Raw genomic sequence first — 19598 nt, forward strand, 5'->3', positions numbered from 1 at the left:
CATTAAGCGGCGTTCAAGCTTCCACGGCGCCGCTATCGTGTGGCGTCTTCGGCACGATGGCCAGCTGCATGCCGAGCGCATCGAGCATCTTTAAAATGGTTTCGAAGCGCGGCTTGCTGCCTTGGCGCAAGGCTTTATACGCGCCTTCGCGCGTGATGTCGGCCCTGGCCGCCACCTTGCCCATGCCATGCGCGCGCACCACGTCGTTCATGGCGGACTGGAACAGTTCCGCATTGCCGGTGGCGACGATTTCGCTCATGTAGGCGGCCACCGCTGCCTGGCTGGTCAGGTGTTGCGCTGGATCAAATTTGCTCAGTCCCAGCGCTTCCAGGTCATCGAGGTCAAAGGTGTCGTTGTCGGGGTGTTGCTGCATTTTTTTCTTACTCCTGTGGATGGCCCTGCCGCCGCCTTTCTGATGGCCGCTTGTTGGGCTTTCAATGCCTTGAGGATCGCTTGCGCTTTCTTGATGTCGCGCTGCTGGCTCGACTTGTCGCCGCCCAGCAACAGCAAAATCAGGGTGCCCAGATTGGTTTCGTGAAAATACACGCGCCAGCCTGGCCCCGTCTGTAAAAAGCGCAGTTCGCACACGCCTTCGCCCACCGCCCGCGAATCGCTCTTTTTGCCATGCTGCAAATGCTTGATGCGCGCATCGATGGTGGCCGCCGCCACGTCATGCAGGGTATCTTCCCAGCGGCGATATTCGGCGATATTCGGCGCTCTTGCGCGTATCGATCAGGACTGGTTCGGAAGGTGTTGATGTAGTCATTGTAATCGTTTGTTCTCATTCGTCAAGCAGATTAAGCAGCCGTCTATGAAGAATAGGCCGCAATCGCGGCCCGTCCGGCAGGCAATGCTGCATGTTTGTCCTTGCTCACACCGCGACGGCGTTAGAATGCCGCTTTAAGTCAGGAGTCACCGTGAGCACCATGGAAAATGCAGAACAGATGGAAGTGCGCTTCGTCGATATCGAAATCAAGTTGGCGCAGCAGGAAGACCTGGTCGAGTCGCTGAACCAGATGGTGTACCAGCAGGGCAAGCGCATCGATCAATTGGAAGCGATGCTGCACAAGCTGGGCGAGCACGTGCGCGACGGCGCACAGCAGGCGAATGGCGGACCGGTCAACGACCGCCCGCCGCATTACTAAATAGGCATCATGGCGTGAAGAGCATGAAAACCGTTCATCACTGGCCGGCGCGCTACCATCGGTAGTTGCGAGTGACGCAAGTGTTTCAGACTGGTATTATTTCAGGCTGGCCCGCGACACAATCGCGGTTCTCTTGCGTTCCTTGAAAGATGTCATGACCCGTCCAACCCTACTCGTCATCGCCGCCAGCCTGATGCTGGCGCCAGCCGCTTTTGCCGCCACCAGCGCGCCGACCACTGCCCCGACCGCTACCGCGGCTGCAGCGCTGCCCGCTTCGAACCCGTTTGCGCAGGCCAGCAGCCTGCCATTCAACTACCCACCGTTCGACAAGGTGCAGGACGCCGACTATGCGCCGGCCTTTACCGCAGGCATGGCCGCCAACCTGGCGGAAATCAATGCGCTCGCCAACAACCCGAAAGCGGCCACGTTTGACAACACCATCGTGGCCATGGAACGCTCGGGCCAGTTGCTGGGCCGCGTGCGCACCGTGTTTTCGGTGATGTCCGGTTCGAACACGAATGACACGATCCAGGGCCTGGAACGCGAGCTGGCGCCCAAGATGGCGGCCCACAGCGACGCGATCATGCTCAACGACAAGCTGTTCAAGCGCATCGACACCCTGTACGCCAAGCGCGACAAGCTGGGCCTCGATGCGGAATCGAAACGCTTGCTGGAGCGTTACCACACGGACTTCGTGCGCGCCGGCGCCAAGCTGTCGGCGGCGGACAAGGAAAAGCTGCGCGCCTATAACGGCCAGCTCGCTGCCCTGTCGACCAAGTTTGCGCAGAACGTACTGAAAGAATTGAACGCCTCGGCCGTCGTCGTCGACACGCGCGAAGAGCTCGACGGCCTGTCGCCGGCTGCCATCGAAGTCGCTGCCGGCCTGGCCAAGAAGCGCGGCCTGGATGGCAAGTATGTGATCGCCCTCGTCAACACGACGGGCCAGGCGCCGCTGTCGCAGCTGACCAACCGCGCCTTGCGCGAACGCATCATGGCCACTTCGCAAGCGCGTGGCAGCCGTGGCGGTGAGTTCGACAACACCCAGGAAGTGCTGGAATTGGCGAAACTGCGCGCCGAACGTGCCGCGCTGATGGGCTACCCGAACTACGCGGCCTACTCGCTGGAAGACCAGACGGCAAAGAACACCACCGCCGTGAACGCCTTGCTGGGCGAACTGGCGAAACCGGCCGTCGTCAATGCGCGCCATGAAGCGGACGATATCCAGAAGATCATCGATGCAGAAAAGGGTGGTTTCAAGGTGGGCGCAGCGGACTGGGCCTTCTACAGCGACAAAGTGCGCGCCGAACGCTATAACTTTGATCAGAATCAATTAAAACCGTACTTTGAAATGCACAGCGTGCTGACCCGTGGCGTGTTCTTTGCCGCTGGTAAATTGTACGGCTTGAGTTTCAAGCAACGCACCGACTTGCCCGTCTACAACGCCGACATGCTGGTGTTCGACGTCTTCAACGAAGACGGCACGCAGCTGGCCATCTTCACGCTCGACCCTTACGCGCGCAGCAACAAGCGCGGCGGCGCTTGGGCGAATGCCTACGTGGGCCAGTCGGCCTTGCTCAATCGCAAGCCTGTCATCGCGAATAACCTGAACATTCCAAAGCCGGAAGCGGGCCAGCCGACGCTGATGACGTTTGACGAAGTCACCACCATGTTCCACGAATTCGGCCATGCGCTGCACGGCATGTTCTCCAACGTGAAATACCCGCGCTTCGCCGGCACCAGCGTGCCGCGCGACTTCGTCGAATACCCGTCGCAAGTCAATGAAATGTGGTCGCTGTGGCCGGAAGTGCTGCAAAACTACGCCAAACACTATCAAACGGGCGCGGCCATTCCGGCCGAACTGCTGGCGAAGGTGACGGCGGCCGACAATTTCAACCAGGGTTATAAAACTACGGAGTACCTGGCGTCGGCCCTGCTGGACCAGCGCTGGCACCAGCTGACCCCGGCTCAGATCCCGACCGACGTGGTGGCCTTTGAAAAGACCGCCTTGACGGATGCCGGCGTCGATTTCGCCCCGGCGCCACCGCGCTACCGCACCACGTATTTCTCGCACGCGTTCGCGGGCGGCTACTCGGCCGGCTACTACGCCTACCTGTGGTCGGAAAAGCTGGACGCCGACACGGTCGAGTGGTTCAAGGAAAATGGCGGCCTGACGCGCAAGAACGGCGACTGGTTCAGAGCCAAGCTGCTGTCGCGTGGCGGCAGCGCCGATGCGCTCGACATCTACCGCAACTTCCGCGGCCGCGATGCGAAGATTGAACCGTTGCTGGAACGCCGTGGCTTGAACGCCAAGTAATCGCTTTTCGCCGGCCCCGCCGGTGATGATTATCAATGGCCGCCAAGCAATTGGCGGCCATTTTTATTTGGCAAATAGCTGCGCAAACCGTGGTAAACCGCGCAGTTGGGCCACAGGGCCAGCATATCGGCCATGTTGGATGACGCCTGTGTGACAGGCTGCTATGATCTGCAACTGGCCCGCGACGCGATCGCGGTTCTTCCCCGCGCTTCCTGAAAGATGTCATGATCCGTCCACAACTGCTCGTCATCGCCGCCAGCGTCATGCTGGCCCACGCCGCCCCATCCGCCCTGGCCGCCGCCGCTGCACCTGCACCTGCCATTGCCGCCATCAGCGCCCAGAACCCCTTGCTGAAAGCCAGTGCGCTGCCTTTCCAGATGCCGCAGTTCGGCCTGATCAAGGACGCGCACTACGCGCCGGCGTTTGCCGAAGGCATGAAGCGTCAGCTGGCCGAAGTCAATGCGATCGCCAACAACCGCCAGGCGCCCACGTTTGAAAACACCATCGTGGCGCTCGAGCGCACGGGGCAGTTGCTGCACCGTGTGCAAAGCATCTTCAGCAACATGACCTCCACCAACACGAATAGCGTGCTCGAAGCGGTGGAAGTGGACATGTCGCCAAAACTGGCCGCCCACACGGACGCCATCGACCTGAATCCGAAGCTGTTCGCGCGTATCGACACCCTGTACGCCAAGCGCGACAAGCTGGGTCTCGATGCCGAGTCCTTGCGCTTGCTGGAACGCTATCACACCGATTTCGTGCGCGCCGGCGCCAAGCTGTCGGACGCGGACAAGGAAAAACTCAAGGCCTACAACGCCGAGCAGGCAAGCCTGGAAACGGCCTTCGCGCAAAACGTGCTGAAGGAAACCAATGCCAAGAGCATCGTCGTCGATACGCGCGCCGAACTGGCGGGCATGACCGACAGCGATATCGACACGGCCGCCGCGGCCGCCAAGGAACGTGGCTTGACGGGCAAGTTCGTCATCGCTCTGGTCAACACCAGCGGCCAGCCGCCTCTGGCCGTCTTGACGGATCGCAAGACGCGCCAGCGCCTGATGGATGCGTCGCTGAACCGTGGCAGCCAGGGCGGCGAATTCGACAACCGCGCCAACGTGCTGAAATTGGCGAAACTGCGCGCCGAACGGGCCACCTTGCTCGGTTATGCGAACTATGCCGCGTATGCGCTGGAAGACCAGACTGCCAAGACCACCACGGCCGTCAACACCTTGCTGTCGGAACTGGCGAAACCAGCCGTGGCCAATGCGCGCCGCGAAGCAGCTGACCTGCAGCAAATCGTCGATGCGGAAAAAGGCGGCTTCCAGGTTGCGGCTGCCGACTGGGCCATCTACACGGACAAGCTGCGCAAGCAGCGCTTCAATTTCGATGAAAACGAACTGAAGCCGTACCTGGAATTGAATAGCGTGCTGAACAACGGCGTCTTCTTTGCCGCCAATAAACTCTACGGCATCAGCTTCAAAGAACGCAAGGACTTGCCGGTGTACAACCCGGACGTGCGCGTGTACGACGTGCTGGACGCCAATGGCAAGCCGCTGGCCCTGTTCATCGCCGACTTCTATGCGCGCGGCAACAAGCATGGCGGCGCGTGGATGAATGAATACGTGTCGCAGTCGTCCCTGATGGGCACGCATCCGGTGGTGGCCAACCAGCTCAACATTCCCAAGCCGCCCGCCGGCCAGCCGACTTTGCTGACGTTCGATGAAGTGACGACCATGTTCCATGAATTCGGCCATGCGCTGCACGGCATGTTCTCGAACGTGAAATACCCGCGCTTTGCCGGCACCAGCGTGCCGAGCGACTTCGTCGAGTACCCGTCGCAAGTCAATGAAATGTGGGCCGTGTGGCCGGAAGTGCTGCAAAACTACGCCAAGCACTACCAGAGCGGCGCGGCCATGCCGCAAGAACTGCTGGACAAAGTCACGGCGGCAAAAAAATTCAACCAGGGCTTCATGACGACCGAATACCTGTCGGCTGCCCTGCTGGACCAGCGCTGGCACCAGTTGGCGCCAGCGCAGATTCCAACGGACGTGCTGGCCTTTGAAGCGGCGTCCCTGAAAGACGCGGGCGTCGATTACGCACCCGTGCCGCCGCGCTACCGCACCAGCTACTTCTCGCACAGTTTCTCGGGCGGCTACTCGGCGGCGTACTATGCCTACCTGTGGTCAGAAAAGCTGGACGCGGAATCGGTCAACTGGTTCAAGGAAAACGGCGGCCTGACGCGCAAGAATGGCGACTGGTTCAGAACCAAGCTGCTGTCGCGCGGCGGCAGCGTCGATGCGCTGCAACTGTTCCGTGACTTCCGCGGCCGCGATGCGACCGTCGAACCGCTGCTGGAACGCCGTGGCTTGAACGCCAAGTAAGCCTTCGTACTAGTGCCTGCGCTGCGTCGTCATGACGTGGCGCAAGCATGCGGCGCAAGCAGAACGGTATCGTCAGCGTAGAATTGAGTAATATAGACAGTAAGATCGACAGTAAGATTGACAGTAAGCGGCAGAAAGAGAAATATGAGTCAGCAAGATTTGAATGGCATTACCCTGGAAGGTATCGTGACGCGCCTGCAAGCCCATTACGGCTGGGATGGCCTGGCCAAGCACATCGATATCAATTGCTTCATCAGCGATCCCAGCGTCAAGTCGAGCCTGAAGTTTTTGCGCAAGACCCCGTGGGCCAGGAGCAAGGTGGAACAGCTATACCTGGACACGCAATTTACTGACTGACAGGAAAAAAACATGGATAGCAAACTCAAGGAAGCGTTACAAGAACTGAAGTCGAACCTGGAGTCCAGCGGCCCCGTCGATGAAGAGCTGCATGGTTTGCTGAAGAAACTCGATGGCGACATCAAATTGGTGATGGAAAAGCGCGCAGTGCTGGAACAGAATGCCGAAACGACGACCTACGGGCTAGCCGAGCGCAGCCAGGAACTGTCGGCCAAGTTTGCCGTGAAGCATCCGAAACTGGAACCCGCCTTGCGCGAGCTTGGCGAGATCCTGGCGAACATGGGGATCTGATTTCAGCCCCGAACAAAGGATTGGGCCAGGCCAAAAAGGCTCTGGCCCCGTCATGAACGTTTCACAAGTGATTGAAAAATAAACGTTTTTTGTACTGAAATCCAACAGTAAAAAGCAGGCCGTCAGGTTGGAAATGGCCAATTCCGGTACAATCCGTACCCTATGAGCTCCCCTACCAATTTATTTGCGACCGTTCCCAAGCGGTCTGCCCGCGCTGCCGTTGCGCCTTTCCTGCCGATGTCGCGTGCCGAGATGGACGTGCTGGGCTGGGACCAGTGCGACGTCATTCTTGTCACGGGCGACGCCTACATCGACCATCCGAGCTTCGGCATGGCCCTGGTCGGGCGCCTGCTCGAAGCGCAAGGTTACCGCGTCGGCATCATCAGCCAGCCGGACTGGCTGTCGGCCGAAGCCTTCCGCGTGCTGGGCAAGCCGCGCCTGTACTACGGCATTACGGCTGGCAACATGGATTCCATGGTCAACCAGTACACGGCCGACCGCAAGATCCGCTCCGACGACGCCTATACGGCCAACGCGGAACCAAACAAGCGTCCGGACCGCGCCGTCACCGTGTACGCCCAGCGCGCGCGCGAAGCGTATGCCGACGTGCCCATCGTCATTGGCAGCATCGAAGCGTCGCTGCGCCGCATCGCCCATTACGATTACTGGTCGGACAAGGTCCGCCGTTCCGTCTTGCCCGATTCCAAGGCCGATTTGTTGATTTTCGGCAATGCTGAACGGGCGCTGGTGGATCTGACCCACCGCCTGGCCGCCGGTGAACCGATCAAGGATATCCGCGACTTGCGCGGCACGGCCTTCATGGTGCCGGCTGGCTGGCTGCCTGGCGCCGACTGGGGCGAGCACAATTCCACCCGCGTCGATGTGCCGGGCAAGGTCGATCCGCACTACAGCCCGTATGAAATGGTGCAGGAAGACAAGACCGCCTGCGCCACGGAAAATGCGTCGAAGTCGGCCGAAGTCATCAAGCCGATCCGCATCATGAGCCGCGAAGAGCGCCTGGCCATGGCCAAGGAAAAGCACGACAAGACGGTGGTGCGCCTGCCCGCCTACGATGTCGTCAAGGATGACCCCGTGATGTATGCGCACGCTTCGCGCGTGTTCCACCTGGAATCGAATCCCGGCAATGCCCGCGCCATGGTGCAGGCGCATGGCGAGCGCGACGTGTGGCTCAATCCGCCGCCGCTGCCGCTGGCCATGGACGAGATGGATGGCGTGTATGACATGAACTACGCGCGGGCCCCGCACCCGAGCTACGGCAAGGCACACATCCCGGCCTGGGAAATGATCCGCTTTTCCGTCAACATCATGCGCGGCTGCTTCGGCGGCTGCACCTTCTGCTCGATTACCGAGCATGAAGGACGCATCATCCAGAGCCGTTCGGAACCGTCGATCCTGCGCGAGATTGAACATATCCGCGATAAAACCAAAGGCTTTACGGGCACCATTTCTGATATGGGTGGCCCGACGGCCAACATGTACCGCCTGGCTTGCAAGGAAAAAGAGATCGAAGTCTCATGCCGCCGCCTGTCCTGCGTCTACCCGTCCATCTGCGTCAACCTGGGTACCGACCACAGCAAGCTGATCTCGCTGTACCGCAAGGCGCGCGCCATTCCCGGCATCAAGAAAGTGCTGATCAGCTCGGGCTTGCGCTACGACCTGGCCGTGCGTTCGCCCGAGTACGTGAAGGAACTGGTGACGCACCACGTGGGCGGCTTGCTGAAGATCGCGCCCGAGCACACGGAAGAAGGCACATTGTCGAAGATGATGAAGCCCGGCATCGGCGCGTACGACGAATTCAAGGAAATGTTTGACCGTTTCTCGCTCGAAGCGGGCAAGAAGCAGTATCTGATTCCTTACTTCATCGCTGCGCATCCGGGCACGACGGACCTGGACATGCTGAACCTGGCCCTGTGGCTGAAGAAAAACAATTTCAAGCTCGACCAGGTGCAAACCTTCATGCCAACGCCGATGGCCATGGCCACGACGATGTATCACACGCGCAAGAATCCCTTGCGCAAGGTGACCGCCGACTCGGAAGTGGTGGAAACGGCGCGCAGCGGCAAGATTCGCCGCACGCACAAGGCCTTCCTGCGCTACCAGGACCCGGCCAACTGGCCGATCCTGCGCGAAGCGCTGGTCAACATGGGCCGTGGCGACCTGATCGGCAATGGCGACAAGCACTTGATCCCCGCCTGGACGTCGTCGGAGTCTGGCGGCCTGGCAGCGGGCGAACGCAGCCGCCAGACGCATGGCGCCGGCACGCCCGACAAGTTCAAGGTGGCGCCAGGCAAGAGTCGCATCGCCCTGGGTGGCACGGCAGCCGCGCCAAAGGCTTCGGCTGCGGAATCGAAGGTGCGTCCATCGATTCTGTCGACCATCAAGACGAAAGCCAAGCCCGCCGACGCACCGATGGGCCGTGGCAGCAAGCCGCCGGCCAAGGGTGGCACGCCGGCACGCGGTGGCCGCAGGTAAGCTTGCATTGCTGCAGCAAGAACCCGGCCTGTGCGCCGGGTTTTTTATTGGTGCGCCGGGCAGGGTGCACTGACTCTGTGAGCGGCATGAAGCCCCTGGCGGCGTCTTTTTGCTGCACCGCACATACAGTTTTGCTTGCACTGTTACGTGGCATTGAGGCACTATTCGCTTCGCGCAAACGTTTGCGCACTGTTAAATTCCACAAAAGCATGGTGTAGACGTGCTTGACCAACAATTCTGGAGACGCTCATGACATCCCGTATTCGCCTGAAAATGATTGCCGCCGCTGTCCTGGTGTGTGCCTTGCCCGCTGTGCCGGCGCTGGCGCAAACGCCTGCCAAACCGAAGGTGGCGCTGGTGATGAAGTCGCTCGCCAATGAATTTTTTCTGACCATGGAAAACGGCGCCAAGGCGCACCAGAAAGCCAATGCCGCCAAGTACGACTTGCTGTCGAACGGTATCAAGGACGAAACGGATACGTCCAGCCAGATCAAGCTGGTTGAGCAAATGATCGTCGCGCGCGTCAGCGCGCTGGTGATCGCCCCTGCCGATTCGAAAGCGCTGGTGCCGGTGCTGAAGAAAGCCATCGATGCAGGCATCATCGTCGTCAATATCGACAATCAGCTCGATGCTGGCGCCCTGAAAGAAAAGGGCATCACGGTGCCGTTCGTCGGCCCGGACAACCGCAAGGGCGCCAAGGTGGTGGGCGACTATCTGGCCAAGCAAATCAAGAAAGGCGATCCGGTCGGCATCATCGAAGGCGTCTCCACCACGTACAACGCGCAGCAGCGCACCCTGGGCTTCCAGGATGCCATGAGCGCGGCTGGCGCGAAAGTGGTCAGCGTGCAGTCGGGCCAGTGGGAAATCGCCCCTGCCAACACGGTGGCCGCCGCCATGCTGAACGCCAACCCGAATATCAAGGCCTTGCTGTGCGGTAACGACAACATGGCCATCGGCGCCATTTCCGCCATCAAGGCAGCCGGCAAGACGGGCAAGGTGCTGGTGGTCGGCTACGACAACATCAACGCCATCAAGCCGATGCTGGCCGATGGCCGCGTACTGGCTACCGCCGACCAGTTCGGTTCGCAGCAAGCCGTGTTCGGCATCGAAACCGTGCTGAAAGCCCTGGCGCAGAAGAAGAAACAGTCCGAACTCGGTGGCGCCATCGTCACCAAGGTCGAACTGGTCGCCAAGGGCGCCAAGTCCTGATCGCCTGATCGTCTGATCCCGCCGGGGCCAGCGGCCGCGTACCCATATGAGGTCGCGGCGCCGGCCCCGCCGCCACTACCGCGGAGTTTTATCATGCCTACCGACATTCCCCCGGCGCCACCAGCCGCCACCCCTCTGTTGACCCTGGATAACATCGGCAAGTCCTATGTCGGCCCCGTGCTGGGCGGCGTAGGCCTGCGTTTTGCCCCTGGCCAGGTGCTGGCGCTGACGGGCGAAAATGGCGCGGGCAAGAGCACCTTGTCGAAGATCATCTGCGGCCTGGAGCAAGCCACCACGGGCACGATGCTGCTCGACGGCAAGCCTTACCAGCCCGCCTCGCGCGGCGCCGCCGAGGCGCTGGGCATTCGCATGGTGATGCAGGAATTGAACCTGATTGCCACCCTGTCGATCGCGGAAAACCTGTACCTGAAGCATTTGCCGCAGCGCTTCGGCTTTATCGACCGCGCCCGCCTGGAGCGCGACGCGCGCGAGCAGATGGAAAAAGTGGGCCTGGGCGGACTCGACCCGTGGACCCTCGTTGGCGCGCTGGGCATTGGCCACCAGCAAATGATTGAAATCGCGCGCAACCTGATCGGTTCCTGCCGCTTGCTGGTGTTAGATGAGCCGACGGCCATGCTGACGCACCGCGAAGTCGAATTGCTGTTCCTGCAAATTGAACGCCTGAAGGCCGAAGGCGTGTGCATCATCTATATTTCCCACCGCCTGGAAGAACTCAAGCGCGTGGCCGACCGCATTGCCGTGCTGCGCGATGGCCAGCTGGTGTGCGACGACGACATCGCCGGCCACTCGGCAGCCGACCTGGTCAGCCTGATGGTGGGCCGTTCGGCCGACGACGCCGTCGATTTGAGCGGCCGCACCATCGGCGCACCCTTGCTGCGCGTGCGTGGACTGGCGCGCGGCACGGTGGTCAAGCCCACCTCGTTCGACTTGCGCGCCGGGGAAATCCTCGGCATCGCCGGCCTGATCGGCTCGGGCCGCACGGAATTGCTGCGCCTGATCTTCGGCGCCGACCGCGCCGACGCGGGCGAAGTGTTCCTTGGCGACAGCGAGATTGCTGCCGCCATCGGCTCGCCACAGGCCGCCGTCAAGGCCGGCATCGCCATGATCACGGAAGACCGCAAGGGCCAGGGCTTGCTGCTGCGCCAGTCGATCGCCGTCAACACGACGCTGGCCTCGCTGGCTACCGTCAGTCATGCTGGCCTTGGCTGGCTCAACGAGGCGGCCGAAGCGACGGTGGCCGACGATTACATCAGCCGCCTGGGCATCCGCTCGCGCAACAGCGCGCAAACGGTGGCGGAGCTCTCCGGCGGCAACCAGCAAAAGGTGGTGATCGCGCGCTGGCTGTACCGCGACTGTCCCGTGATGCTGTTTGACGAACCCACGCGCGGCATCGATATCGGCGCCAAGTTTGATATTTATCAGGTGCTGGCCGAACAGGCGCGCCAGGGCAAGGGCCTCGTTATCGTGTCGAGCGACCTGCGCGAGCTGATGCTGATCTGCGACCGCATCGCCGTCATGAGCGCCGGCAGCATCGTCGAGACCTTCGAGCGCGGCGCCTGGAGCCAGGACGCGCTGCTGTCGGCCGCCTTCTCCGGCTACATGTCGTCCCCGTCTTCCTCATCCACTCCCGCTGCGGCTTGATCCGCCGGAAAGATTCCCATGACCACTACTTCTTCTCCTTCGTATCTGCAGCGCAGCCTGGCTGACCTGAAAAATTATGCCGGCCTGATCGGCGCCTTGCTGGCCATGTGCGTGCTGTTCTCGTTTGCCAGCGAAAACTTCTTTACCCTGGCCACGCTTAGCACCCTGTCGAACAATATCCCGACCCTGGTGGTGATGGCGGTCGGCATGACGTTCGTGCTGATCATTGGCGGCATCGATCTGTCGGTCGGCTCCGTGATGGCGCTGGCCGCTTCCGTGCTGTCGCTGGCCGTGGTGCACTGGGGCTGGCCCGTGTGGAGCGCGGCCCTGCTGGGCATGTTTGTCGCCGCCCTGTGCGGCGCGACGACGGGCTTGATTTCCGTCGGCTGGCGCATCCCTTCGTTCATCGTTTCGTTGGGCGTGCTGGAAATGGCACGCGGCCTGGCGTATCAGGTGACCAACTCGCGCACGGAATACATCGGCAGCGCCGTCGAAGGCATCAGCTCGCCGATCGTGCTGGGCCTGTCGCCCGCCTTCATCGCCTCGATCGCCGTCGTCGTCATCGGCCACCTGGTGCTCACGCGCACGGTGCTGGGACGCCACTGGATCGGCATCGGCACGAATGAAGAAGCCGTGCGTTTGTCCGGCATCAACACGAAACCGTCGAAAGTGCTGGTGTTTGCCTTGATGGGTTTACTGGCAGGCGTCGGTGCGCTGTTCCAGGTGTCGCGCCTGGAAGCGGCCGACCCGAACGGCGGCGTGGGCATGGAATTGCAAGTGATCGCCGCCGTGGTGATCGGCGGCACGAGCCTGATGGGCGGGCGCGGTTCCGTCATCAGCACCTTCATTGGCGTGTTGATCATTTCTGTACTGGAAGCGGGCCTGGCGCAAGTGGGCGTGTCCGAACCCGTGAAACGCATCGTCACCGGCCTCGTCATCGTGGCCGCCGTGGTGCTCGACACCTACCGCCGCCGCGGCGAGCGCGCCTAAGCGACGCAGAGCGCTGCTCCATGGCAACCATCAAACAAGTGGCGCTGGCGGCGGGGGTGTCGTTTACCACCGTCTCGCATGTCCTCAACAACACCCGCCCCGTCAGCGACGAGGCGCGCCGCGCCGTGCTGGCGGCCGTGGAACAATTGCATTACGTGCCCAGCGCGCTAGCGCGCTCCCTGCGCTGCCGCAGCACGGGCACCATCGGCCTGATCATTCCGAATAATACGAATCCGTACTTTTCGGAAGTGGCGCGCGGCATCGAAGACAGCTGCTACGCGGCCGGCTACAGCGTGATCCTGTGCAATTCCGATGACGACCCCGTCAAACAGCGCGAGTACCTGAACGTGCTGCTGACCAAGCGTTGCGACGGCTTGATCTTGTCTGCGCTGGCCGACAGCGATGGCGAATTGCTGCGCAAGATGAAGGTGCCGGCCGTGCTGCTCGACCGCGCGCCCAGCGACCTGTCCATCGATGCGGTGGCCGTCGACAACCGCGCCGGCGGTGTCCTGGCGGCGCGCCACCTGCTGGACCTGGGGCGCCGCCGCCTTGCCTGCATCGCCGGTCCGCGTGAAGTGAGCATTTCCAACGAGCGCATCGACGGCGCCCGCAGCGCCATGGCGGACGCGGGCGTGGCCCTGGCCGATGCCCTGTGCCTGTATAGCGACTTTACCAGCGCGGGCGGCTATGCGGCGGCGCTGGACTTGCTGGCGCTGCCCAAGGGCCAGCGCCCCGACGCCCTGTTTTGCTGCAATGACTTGATGGCCTTTGGCGCCCTGCGCGCGGCCGCCGAACGCGGTGTCGCCGTGCCGGGTGACTTGGCCGTGGTGGGCTTCGACGATATCGACCTGGCCAGCTTCGTGCATCCGGCGCTCAGCAGCGTGGCGCAAAATACGCGCGAGCTGGGCCATATCACGGCCGCCTGCCTGCTGGCGCGCATCGCCGAGCCGGGCTTGCCGCGCCAGCAGCGCAGCATCGCCCCCGTGCTGCACGTGCGCGGCTCCAGCGCGGCGGCGCCCGGACGGTCTTCTTTTTTACCACCAACTGAACTGATGGGAATGACACCATGATCGTGGTTATCGGCAGCATCAATATGGACCTGGTCTTGCGCGTGCCGCGCATGCCACTCCCCGGCGAAACCCTGACGGGCGGCGCTTTTAGAACCATTCCTGGCGGCAAGGGCGCAAATCAAGCCGTCGCTTGCGCGCGCATGAGCGGCAAGGTCGAGGCCGGTGGCCAGCAAGTGGCCATGATAGGTTGCGTGGGCGACGATGCGTTCGGCGCGACCCTGCGCGCGGCGCTGGTGGGCGATGGCATCATCGACAGCCACATTACCACCTTGCCGGGTGTCGCTTCCGGCATCGCCTCGATCCTGGTGGACGACAATGGCCAGAACAGCATCGTGATTGCCGGCGGCGCCAACGATTTATTGAGCCCTGCGCACATTGACGCAGCGCAAGGTTTGATCGAACAGGCCGACATCGTCGTGCTGCAGCTGGAAACGCCGATGGCCACCGTCGTGCACGCCATCAAGCTGGCCCGCTCGCTGGGCAAGACCGTGGTGCTGAACCCGGCGCCGGCGGCCAGCTTGCCGGACGGCTTGCTGGAACTGGTCGACTACCTGATCCCGAATGAAATCGAAGCGGCCATGCTGGCCGGCGTTAGCCCGGACAGCACGGACATCCCGGCGCTGGCTGCCGCGCTGCAAAAGCAGGGCAGCGACAACGTCATCATCACCCTGGGCTCCAAGGGCGTGCACGCGGCCCTGTATGGCGGCGACACCACCTTCCCGGCCGAAGCCGTGAAAGCCGTCGATACGACAGCGGCCGGCGACACCTTCATCGGTGGTTTCGTCGCGGGCCTGGCGTCCGGCATGGACGAGGCAGAAGCCATCGGGCAAGGCCAGCGCGCGGCCGCCTGGAGCGTCACCAAGCCCGGCGCGCAAACGTCGATTCCCCACCTGCACGAATTGTTCTGAACCACTGCCATGAAAAAAACACCGCTGCTGAATATTGCGTTATCGCAAATGATCGCTTCGCTGGGCCATGGTGACATGCTCGTCATCGGCGACGCAGGCTTGCCCTCGCAGCCGGGCGTGCCCCTGATCGACCTGGCCCTGACGCGTGGCATTCCCGGCTTCATCGATACCGTGCAAACGGTCTTGAGCGAAATGCAGGTGGAATCCCACTTGCTGGCCAGCGAATTGCCGCAGCACAACCCGGCCGTGGCGGCGCAGGTGGCTGGTTTGAACTTGCCTGACGCGCGCCAGGTGACGCACGAAGAGTTCAAGCAACTGTCCAAAGGCGCGCGCGCCATCGTGCGCACGGGAGAGTGCAGCCCGTATGCCAACATTATCCTGGTGGCCGGCGTCGTGTTTTAAGCACGCAATTGTGTGACTGTTTGATAAAAGCATCAACGATATTGCTACTAGTAAAATAATTTTCCATCGGTAATAGGGACGGCTACAATAGGCTTATCCTGCCTGCTCGGCAGTTACCCTATGGTTTCCTGCCATGCCAATGGAAGCATTGCGCGCTTTCCGTGCCCCCTTGTTGTCGCCCGCTGGCAGGCGCGCACTCGGCTGGCTGGCTATCCTGGTCTTGCTGTGGGGTTGCATGGTGCCTGCCCAAGCCCTGGAGCATGTCGCGCTGCAACTCAACTTCACCCACCAGTTCCAGTTCGCTGGCTATTACGCGGCCATCGAGCAAGGCTATTACCGCGAGGCGGGCCTCGACGTGAGGCTGCTGGAGGGCCGCGACGGGCGGCGTGCCGAGGCGGTCGTGCTGGACGGCCAGGCCGAATATGGCGTGGGCAACAGCGATCTCTTGCTCAGCCGCCTGAGTGGCAAGCCGGTGGTGGTGCTGGCCGTGGTCTTCCAGCATTCACCCAGCGTGCTGCTGATGCGCCAGCATGGCGGCGCGCCCGATGTGCGCCGGCTGGCCGGTGCGCCCGTGATGATAGCCACGCCCGGCGAGGTGCCGTTCGCCACCGATGAAGTCTCGCTATTCCTGCAGAAAATGGGCGTCGCGCCAGAGCAGATGCGCCACTTGCCGCCCAGCTACCGTGTCGAGGACTTGATCGATGGCAAGGTTGATGCGCTTGCCGCGTATTCCACCAACGAGCCGGACTACCTGGACCGGGCCGGTTTCCCCTACTACCAGTTTACGCCGCGCACGGTCGGCATCGATTTCTACGGCGACAACCTGTTTACCAGCGAGCACGAAGTGCGCCGCCATCCCGAGCGCGTGAAAGCATTCCGCGTGGCCAGCCTGCGCGGCTGGCAATATGCGATGGCCCATCGCGAGGAAATGGCGCAGTTGATCCTCCGCAAATACAGCCAGCGCCATGACCGCGCGCACCTGCTGTACGAGGCGCAGCAGATGGAGTTGCTGCTGCAGCCCGTGCTGGTGGAAGTGGGTTACATGAATCCCCAGCGCTGGCAGCATATTGCCGATACCTATGCCGGCATGGGCATGCTGCCGCTTGACGCCACCGACAGCACCGCGTACAAGGGCTTTTTGTACCGCCCCGCGCCGGGCGCCGAGATGGGCTGGCTGTATTTGTCGCTGGGCCTGGCTGGCAGCATGCTGGCGGTGGCGGCCGCGTTTCACTTCAGCAACCTGGCGCGCGAGCGGCGCCGCACCGAGGCAACCATCCGCCAGGGTGAATTGCGCTTTCGCACCATGTTCGAGGAAGCGCCGATGGGCATCGCCCTGATCGATACCCTGAGCGGACAGTTTCTCGACATCAACCCGCGCTACCTCGCCATCGCCGGGCGTAGCCTGGAACACATGAAGCAATCGAGCTGGATGGAAATCAGCCATCCTGACGATGTGGCGGGCGAGCAGGAGCAAATGGCGCAGTTGCTGGCGCGCTGCCTGCCCGGCTTTCGCCACTCGAAGCGCATCGTGCGCCCCGATGGCGCCGTGGTGTGGGTCGACGCTTCCGTGACGGCCATCGACACGGCGCGCCATGGCGGCCCGCACCACCTGTGCATGCTGGAAGACGTGACGGACAAGCGCCAGTCGGAGGCGCTGATCTGGCAGCAAGCCAATTTTGATGCCCTGACGCAACTGCCGAACCGGCGCATGTTCCACGAGCGCTTGCGCCAGGCGCTGGCGCACGGCCGCCGCGACACCAGCCGCGTGGCCATCCTGTTCATCGACCTCGACCACTTCAAGGAAGTCAACGACACGCTCGGCCACCACCAGGGCGACATCTTGCTGATCGAAGCGGCGCGGCGCATCCGCGTGGGCGTGCGCGAGACCGACACGGTGGCGCGCCTGGGCGGCGATGAATTCACGGTGATCCTGTCCGACCTCGATGATCTGCAGCAAGTGGACCGCATCGCGCGGCAAATCCTCGACGGCTTGCTGGCGCCGTTCCTGCTGGGCCAGGAGCAGGCGTTTGTCTCGGCCTCGATCGGCATCACGCTGTATCCGGACGATGCGGGCAATATCGAAGACTTGCTCAAGCATGCGGACCAGGCCATGTATGTCTCGAAAGGGGCGGGGCGCAACCGCTACAGCTATTTCACGCCCGCGCTGCAGGTGGCGGCCGTCAACCGCATGCGCCTGGGAGCGGACTTGCGCACCGCCCTGCGCGAGCAGCAGATGCAGCTGTATTACCAGCCCATCGTTGCGCTGCACGACGGGCGCATCGTCAAGGCGGAAGCCTTGCTGCGCTGGAACCATCCGCAGCGGGGCCTGGTGGCGCCGTCCGACTTCCTGGCGCTGGCCGAAAGCAGCGGCCTGATCGTGGACATCGGCGACTGGGTGCTGCGCGCGGCGGCCGCGCAATTACTGCACTGGCGCGCAGAAGGCGTGGCCATCGGCTTGCCAGGACTGCAACTGTGCCTGAACCTGTCGCCGCTGGAGTTGCAGCGCGAGGCGGAAGCGCCCGGCGCCTGGATGCGCCAGCTGGCGGCGCTGGGCGTGCCCGCTTCGGCCATCGTGCTCGACATGCGCGAAGATGCGCTGCTGGGCGCCGGCAGCGGCATGGCGCAGCGGCTGCAGCACTTGCGGGTGGCCGGTTTGCAGGTTGCCCTCGACGATTTTGGCAGCGGCCATGCCTCGCTGACGCAATTGCAGCAGTGCAGCATCGATTACCTGAAGATCGACGGCGCCATGATCGGCAAGCTGGCGCCAGGCAGCAGCGAACTGGCCCTGTGCGAAGCGATCATCAACGTGGCCCACAAGCTGGGCTTGCAGGTGATCGCCGAAGAGGTGGAAACGGTGCTCCAGCGCACGCTGCTGCAGGACATTGGCTGCGACCTGGCGCAAGGCTATCTGTTTGCGCCGCCGTTGAGCATCGAGGCGTTCGACGCGCTGCTGCACGCGCAGCGGCCCTTGAACCGTTGAAACGGGCACGCCGCGCAGCGGCCAGCGGGACGGGGCTCCCGGCCTGAACGGGCTTATACTCGACATGCTGGCGCCTGCGCGCCCGGCTTTAGCTGTCACCGGTCCTTGCACCGGGCGCGCAGGCAATACTTCTTCCATTCACTCCAACTCGAGGTGTACTCATGGGCATTTTCAGCAATATCTACAACAAAATCTTCCACCATTCGTCCGATGCCGCTCCGGCTGCCACGCCGGCTGCCGCCACGCAAGCCCCTGCCGCCGCCGCCCCTGCCGCCGCCCCTGCGTCGGTACCGGCTGCTGCCGTGCCCGTGGTGGACGTGGAAGTGGTGCTGGTCGACCTGGCCAGCAAGAATGCAGAAAAACTCAATTGGCGCACGTCCATCGTCGACCTGATGAAACTGTTGCAACTCGATAGCAGCCTGGCCTCGCGCAAGGAACTGGCGCAAGAGCTGCATTTCACGGGCGACACCAACGATTCGGCCAGCATGAATATCTGGCTGCACCGCCAGGTGATGATCAAGCTGGCGGAAAACGGCGGCAAAGTACCGGCAGAGTTGCAAAATTAAACACCTGGCGGTGGCAGGGGTATCTACTGCTGCCGCTATTCAATCCCGTGGGAACTGCCTATGATGGTGTTCCCATAGCGTCGCGATAGCTAAAACTAATTGAAACTATTGTGACAATCAATTTTGAATATGGACAAAAACCCCTTACACTAGGGTCTTACTGATTCACAACCCGAGAGGAAATGACTATGTCGCTCATCAATACCCAAGTTAAACCATTCAAGGCAACCGCATTCCACAATGGCAAATTCGTCGACCTGACGGAAGCGTCGCTGAAAGGCAAGTGGGCGGTATTCATGTTCTACCCAGCCGACTTCACCTTTGTTTGCCCAACCGAACTGGAAGACCTGGCCGATAACCACGCCGAGTTCCAGAAGATGGGCGTCGATGTCTACGGCATCTCGACCGATTCGCACTTTGCGCACAAAGCATGGCATGACACCTCGGACGCGATCAAGAAAGTGCAATACGCACTGATCGGCGACCCAACCGGTACCCTGTCGCGCAATTTCGAAGTCATGATCGAAGAAGAAGGCATGGCACTGCGCGGTACCTTCGTCATCAATCCAGACGGTTTCATCAAAGTGCTGGAAGTGCATGACAACGGCATCGGCCGTGACGCATCGGAACTGTTGCGCAAAGTCAAGGCAGCCCAATACGTTGCCGCTCACCCAGGTGAAGTTTGCCCGGCAAAATGGACGGAAGGCGCAGCAACCCTGACCCCATCGCTGGACCTGGTTGGCAAGATCTAAGTCTTGAAGTACCAAGTAGCAAACAAGTAGTTACCGCGATGCCGGACCGGGTGTCCGGCCCGGCATACGCCTAAATATTTG

At 62.0% G+C, this 19598-nt stretch carries 17 protein-coding genes; 15 read left to right on the plus strand and 2 right to left on the minus strand.

Annotated features, from left to right (window positions below; genetic code table 11):
* Window positions 1-13: 13 nt before the first annotated feature.
* Window positions 14-373 carry an addiction module antidote protein gene (locus tag ACQ4W6_RS18160; RefSeq protein ID WP_436568571.1) on the minus strand — a complete coding sequence of 120 codons (360 nt, stop codon included), beginning with the start codon at window positions 371-373 and terminating at the stop codon, window positions 14-16.
* Complete coding sequence (locus ACQ4W6_RS18165; protein WP_436568651.1) at window positions 313-729, minus strand: type II toxin-antitoxin system RelE/ParE family toxin; 417 nt, start codon at window positions 727-729, stop codon at window positions 313-315. Before ACQ4W6_RS18165 ends, ACQ4W6_RS18160 begins: the two co-directional genes overlap by 61 nt.
* A 197-nt stretch (window positions 730-926) precedes the next feature.
* Here ACQ4W6_RS18165 and ACQ4W6_RS18170 point away from each other — a divergent pair, with 197 nt between their 5' ends.
* The 15 genes from ACQ4W6_RS18170 (at window position 927) to ahpC (ending at window position 19517) form a co-directional block, all read left to right on the plus strand.
* Complete coding sequence (locus ACQ4W6_RS18170; protein ID WP_436568652.1) at window positions 927-1145, plus strand: SlyX family protein; 219 nt, start codon at window positions 927-929, stop codon at window positions 1143-1145.
* 154 nt (window positions 1146-1299) lie between these two features.
* The gene (locus ACQ4W6_RS18175; RefSeq protein WP_436568572.1) at window positions 1300-3459 is read left to right on the plus strand and encodes a M3 family metallopeptidase; all 2160 of its coding nucleotides are present in this window, start codon (window positions 1300-1302) and stop codon (window positions 3457-3459) included.
* Window positions 3460-3683: 224 nt separating this feature from the next.
* Window positions 3684-5837 (plus strand): M3 family metallopeptidase, encoded by a 2154-nt coding sequence (locus ACQ4W6_RS18180; protein ID WP_436568573.1) that lies wholly within the window; start codon window positions 3684-3686, stop codon window positions 5835-5837.
* A gap of 144 nt (window positions 5838-5981) precedes the next feature.
* The gene (locus tag ACQ4W6_RS18185; protein WP_436568574.1) at window positions 5982-6194 is read left to right on the plus strand and encodes a VF530 family protein; all 213 of its coding nucleotides are present in this window, start codon (window positions 5982-5984) and stop codon (window positions 6192-6194) included.
* Between the two features lie 12 nt (window positions 6195-6206).
* Complete coding sequence (locus tag ACQ4W6_RS18190) at window positions 6207-6485, plus strand: DUF4404 family protein (protein ID WP_436568575.1); 279 nt, start codon at window positions 6207-6209, stop codon at window positions 6483-6485.
* Between the two features lie 237 nt (window positions 6486-6722).
* Window positions 6723-8978, plus strand: a complete 2256-nt coding sequence (locus ACQ4W6_RS18195; protein ID WP_436568653.1) for a YgiQ family radical SAM protein — start codon at window positions 6723-6725, stop codon at window positions 8976-8978.
* A 249-nt stretch (window positions 8979-9227) separates the two neighbouring features.
* Window positions 9228-10187, plus strand: a complete 960-nt coding sequence (locus tag ACQ4W6_RS18200) for a sugar ABC transporter substrate-binding protein (protein WP_436568576.1) — start codon at window positions 9228-9230, stop codon at window positions 10185-10187.
* A gap of 93 nt (window positions 10188-10280) precedes the next feature.
* Window positions 10281-11849, plus strand: coding sequence for a sugar ABC transporter ATP-binding protein (locus ACQ4W6_RS18205; protein WP_436568577.1), 1569 nt, complete (start codon window positions 10281-10283; stop codon window positions 11847-11849).
* A gap of 18 nt (window positions 11850-11867) precedes the next feature.
* On the plus strand, window positions 11868-12839 hold the full coding sequence (locus ACQ4W6_RS18210) for an ABC transporter permease (RefSeq protein WP_436568578.1): 972 nt from the start codon (window positions 11868-11870) through the stop codon (window positions 12837-12839).
* Between the two features lie 20 nt (window positions 12840-12859).
* Complete coding sequence (locus ACQ4W6_RS18215; protein WP_436568579.1) at window positions 12860-13909, plus strand: LacI family DNA-binding transcriptional regulator; 1050 nt, start codon at window positions 12860-12862, stop codon at window positions 13907-13909.
* Entirely contained in the window at window positions 13906-14817 is a 912-nt protein-coding gene (rbsK, locus tag ACQ4W6_RS18220; protein ID WP_436568580.1) for a ribokinase, read from the plus strand. The genes ACQ4W6_RS18215 and rbsK overlap by 4 nt, the downstream gene beginning before the upstream one ends.
* A 9-nt stretch (window positions 14818-14826) precedes the next feature.
* Complete coding sequence (rbsD, locus tag ACQ4W6_RS18225; protein ID WP_436568581.1) at window positions 14827-15219, plus strand: D-ribose pyranase; 393 nt, start codon at window positions 14827-14829, stop codon at window positions 15217-15219.
* A gap of 133 nt (window positions 15220-15352) precedes the next feature.
* Window positions 15353-18199 (plus strand): EAL domain-containing protein, encoded by a 2847-nt coding sequence (locus ACQ4W6_RS18230; protein WP_436568582.1) that lies wholly within the window; start codon window positions 15353-15355, stop codon window positions 18197-18199.
* A gap of 161 nt (window positions 18200-18360) precedes the next feature.
* Complete coding sequence (locus tag ACQ4W6_RS18235) at window positions 18361-18765, plus strand: DUF3597 domain-containing protein (protein ID WP_436568583.1); 405 nt, start codon at window positions 18361-18363, stop codon at window positions 18763-18765.
* 188 nt (window positions 18766-18953) lie between these two features.
* The gene (gene ahpC, locus ACQ4W6_RS18240; RefSeq protein WP_436568654.1) at window positions 18954-19517 is read left to right on the plus strand and encodes an alkyl hydroperoxide reductase subunit C; all 564 of its coding nucleotides are present in this window, start codon (window positions 18954-18956) and stop codon (window positions 19515-19517) included.
* Window positions 19518-19598 lie beyond the last annotated feature (81 nt).

The organism is Janthinobacterium woesei (genome assembly GCF_051380875.1).
Classification (GTDB): Bacteria; Pseudomonadota; Gammaproteobacteria; order Burkholderiales; family Burkholderiaceae_D; genus Janthinobacterium.

Coding starts and splice junctions, on each gene's coding strand:
- ACQ4W6_RS18160 (WP_436568571.1), bottom strand. CDS start 373: ATGCAGCAACACCCCGACAACGACACCTTTGACCTCGATGACCTGGAA.
- ACQ4W6_RS18170 (WP_436568652.1), top strand. CDS start 927: ATGGAAAATGCAGAACAGATGGAAGTGCGCTTCGTCGATATCGAAATC.
- ACQ4W6_RS18175 (WP_436568572.1), top strand. CDS start 1,300: ATGACCCGTCCAACCCTACTCGTCATCGCCGCCAGCCTGATGCTGGCG.
- ACQ4W6_RS18180 (WP_436568573.1), top strand. CDS start 3,684: ATGATCCGTCCACAACTGCTCGTCATCGCCGCCAGCGTCATGCTGGCC.
- ACQ4W6_RS18185 (WP_436568574.1), top strand. CDS start 5,982: ATGAGTCAGCAAGATTTGAATGGCATTACCCTGGAAGGTATCGTGACG.
- ACQ4W6_RS18190 (WP_436568575.1), top strand. CDS start 6,207: ATGGATAGCAAACTCAAGGAAGCGTTACAAGAACTGAAGTCGAACCTG.
- ACQ4W6_RS18195 (WP_436568653.1), top strand. CDS start 6,723: ATGTCGCGTGCCGAGATGGACGTGCTGGGCTGGGACCAGTGCGACGTC.
- ACQ4W6_RS18200 (WP_436568576.1), top strand. CDS start 9,228: ATGACATCCCGTATTCGCCTGAAAATGATTGCCGCCGCTGTCCTGGTG.
- ACQ4W6_RS18205 (WP_436568577.1), top strand. CDS start 10,281: ATGCCTACCGACATTCCCCCGGCGCCACCAGCCGCCACCCCTCTGTTG.
- ACQ4W6_RS18210 (WP_436568578.1), top strand. CDS start 11,868: ATGACCACTACTTCTTCTCCTTCGTATCTGCAGCGCAGCCTGGCTGAC.
- ACQ4W6_RS18215 (WP_436568579.1), top strand. CDS start 12,860: ATGGCAACCATCAAACAAGTGGCGCTGGCGGCGGGGGTGTCGTTTACC.
- rbsK (WP_436568580.1), top strand. CDS start 13,906: ATGATCGTGGTTATCGGCAGCATCAATATGGACCTGGTCTTGCGCGTG.
- rbsD (WP_436568581.1), top strand. CDS start 14,827: ATGAAAAAAACACCGCTGCTGAATATTGCGTTATCGCAAATGATCGCT.
- ACQ4W6_RS18230 (WP_436568582.1), top strand. CDS start 15,353: ATGCCAATGGAAGCATTGCGCGCTTTCCGTGCCCCCTTGTTGTCGCCC.
- ACQ4W6_RS18235 (WP_436568583.1), top strand. CDS start 18,361: ATGGGCATTTTCAGCAATATCTACAACAAAATCTTCCACCATTCGTCC.
- ahpC (WP_436568654.1), top strand. CDS start 18,954: ATGTCGCTCATCAATACCCAAGTTAAACCATTCAAGGCAACCGCATTC.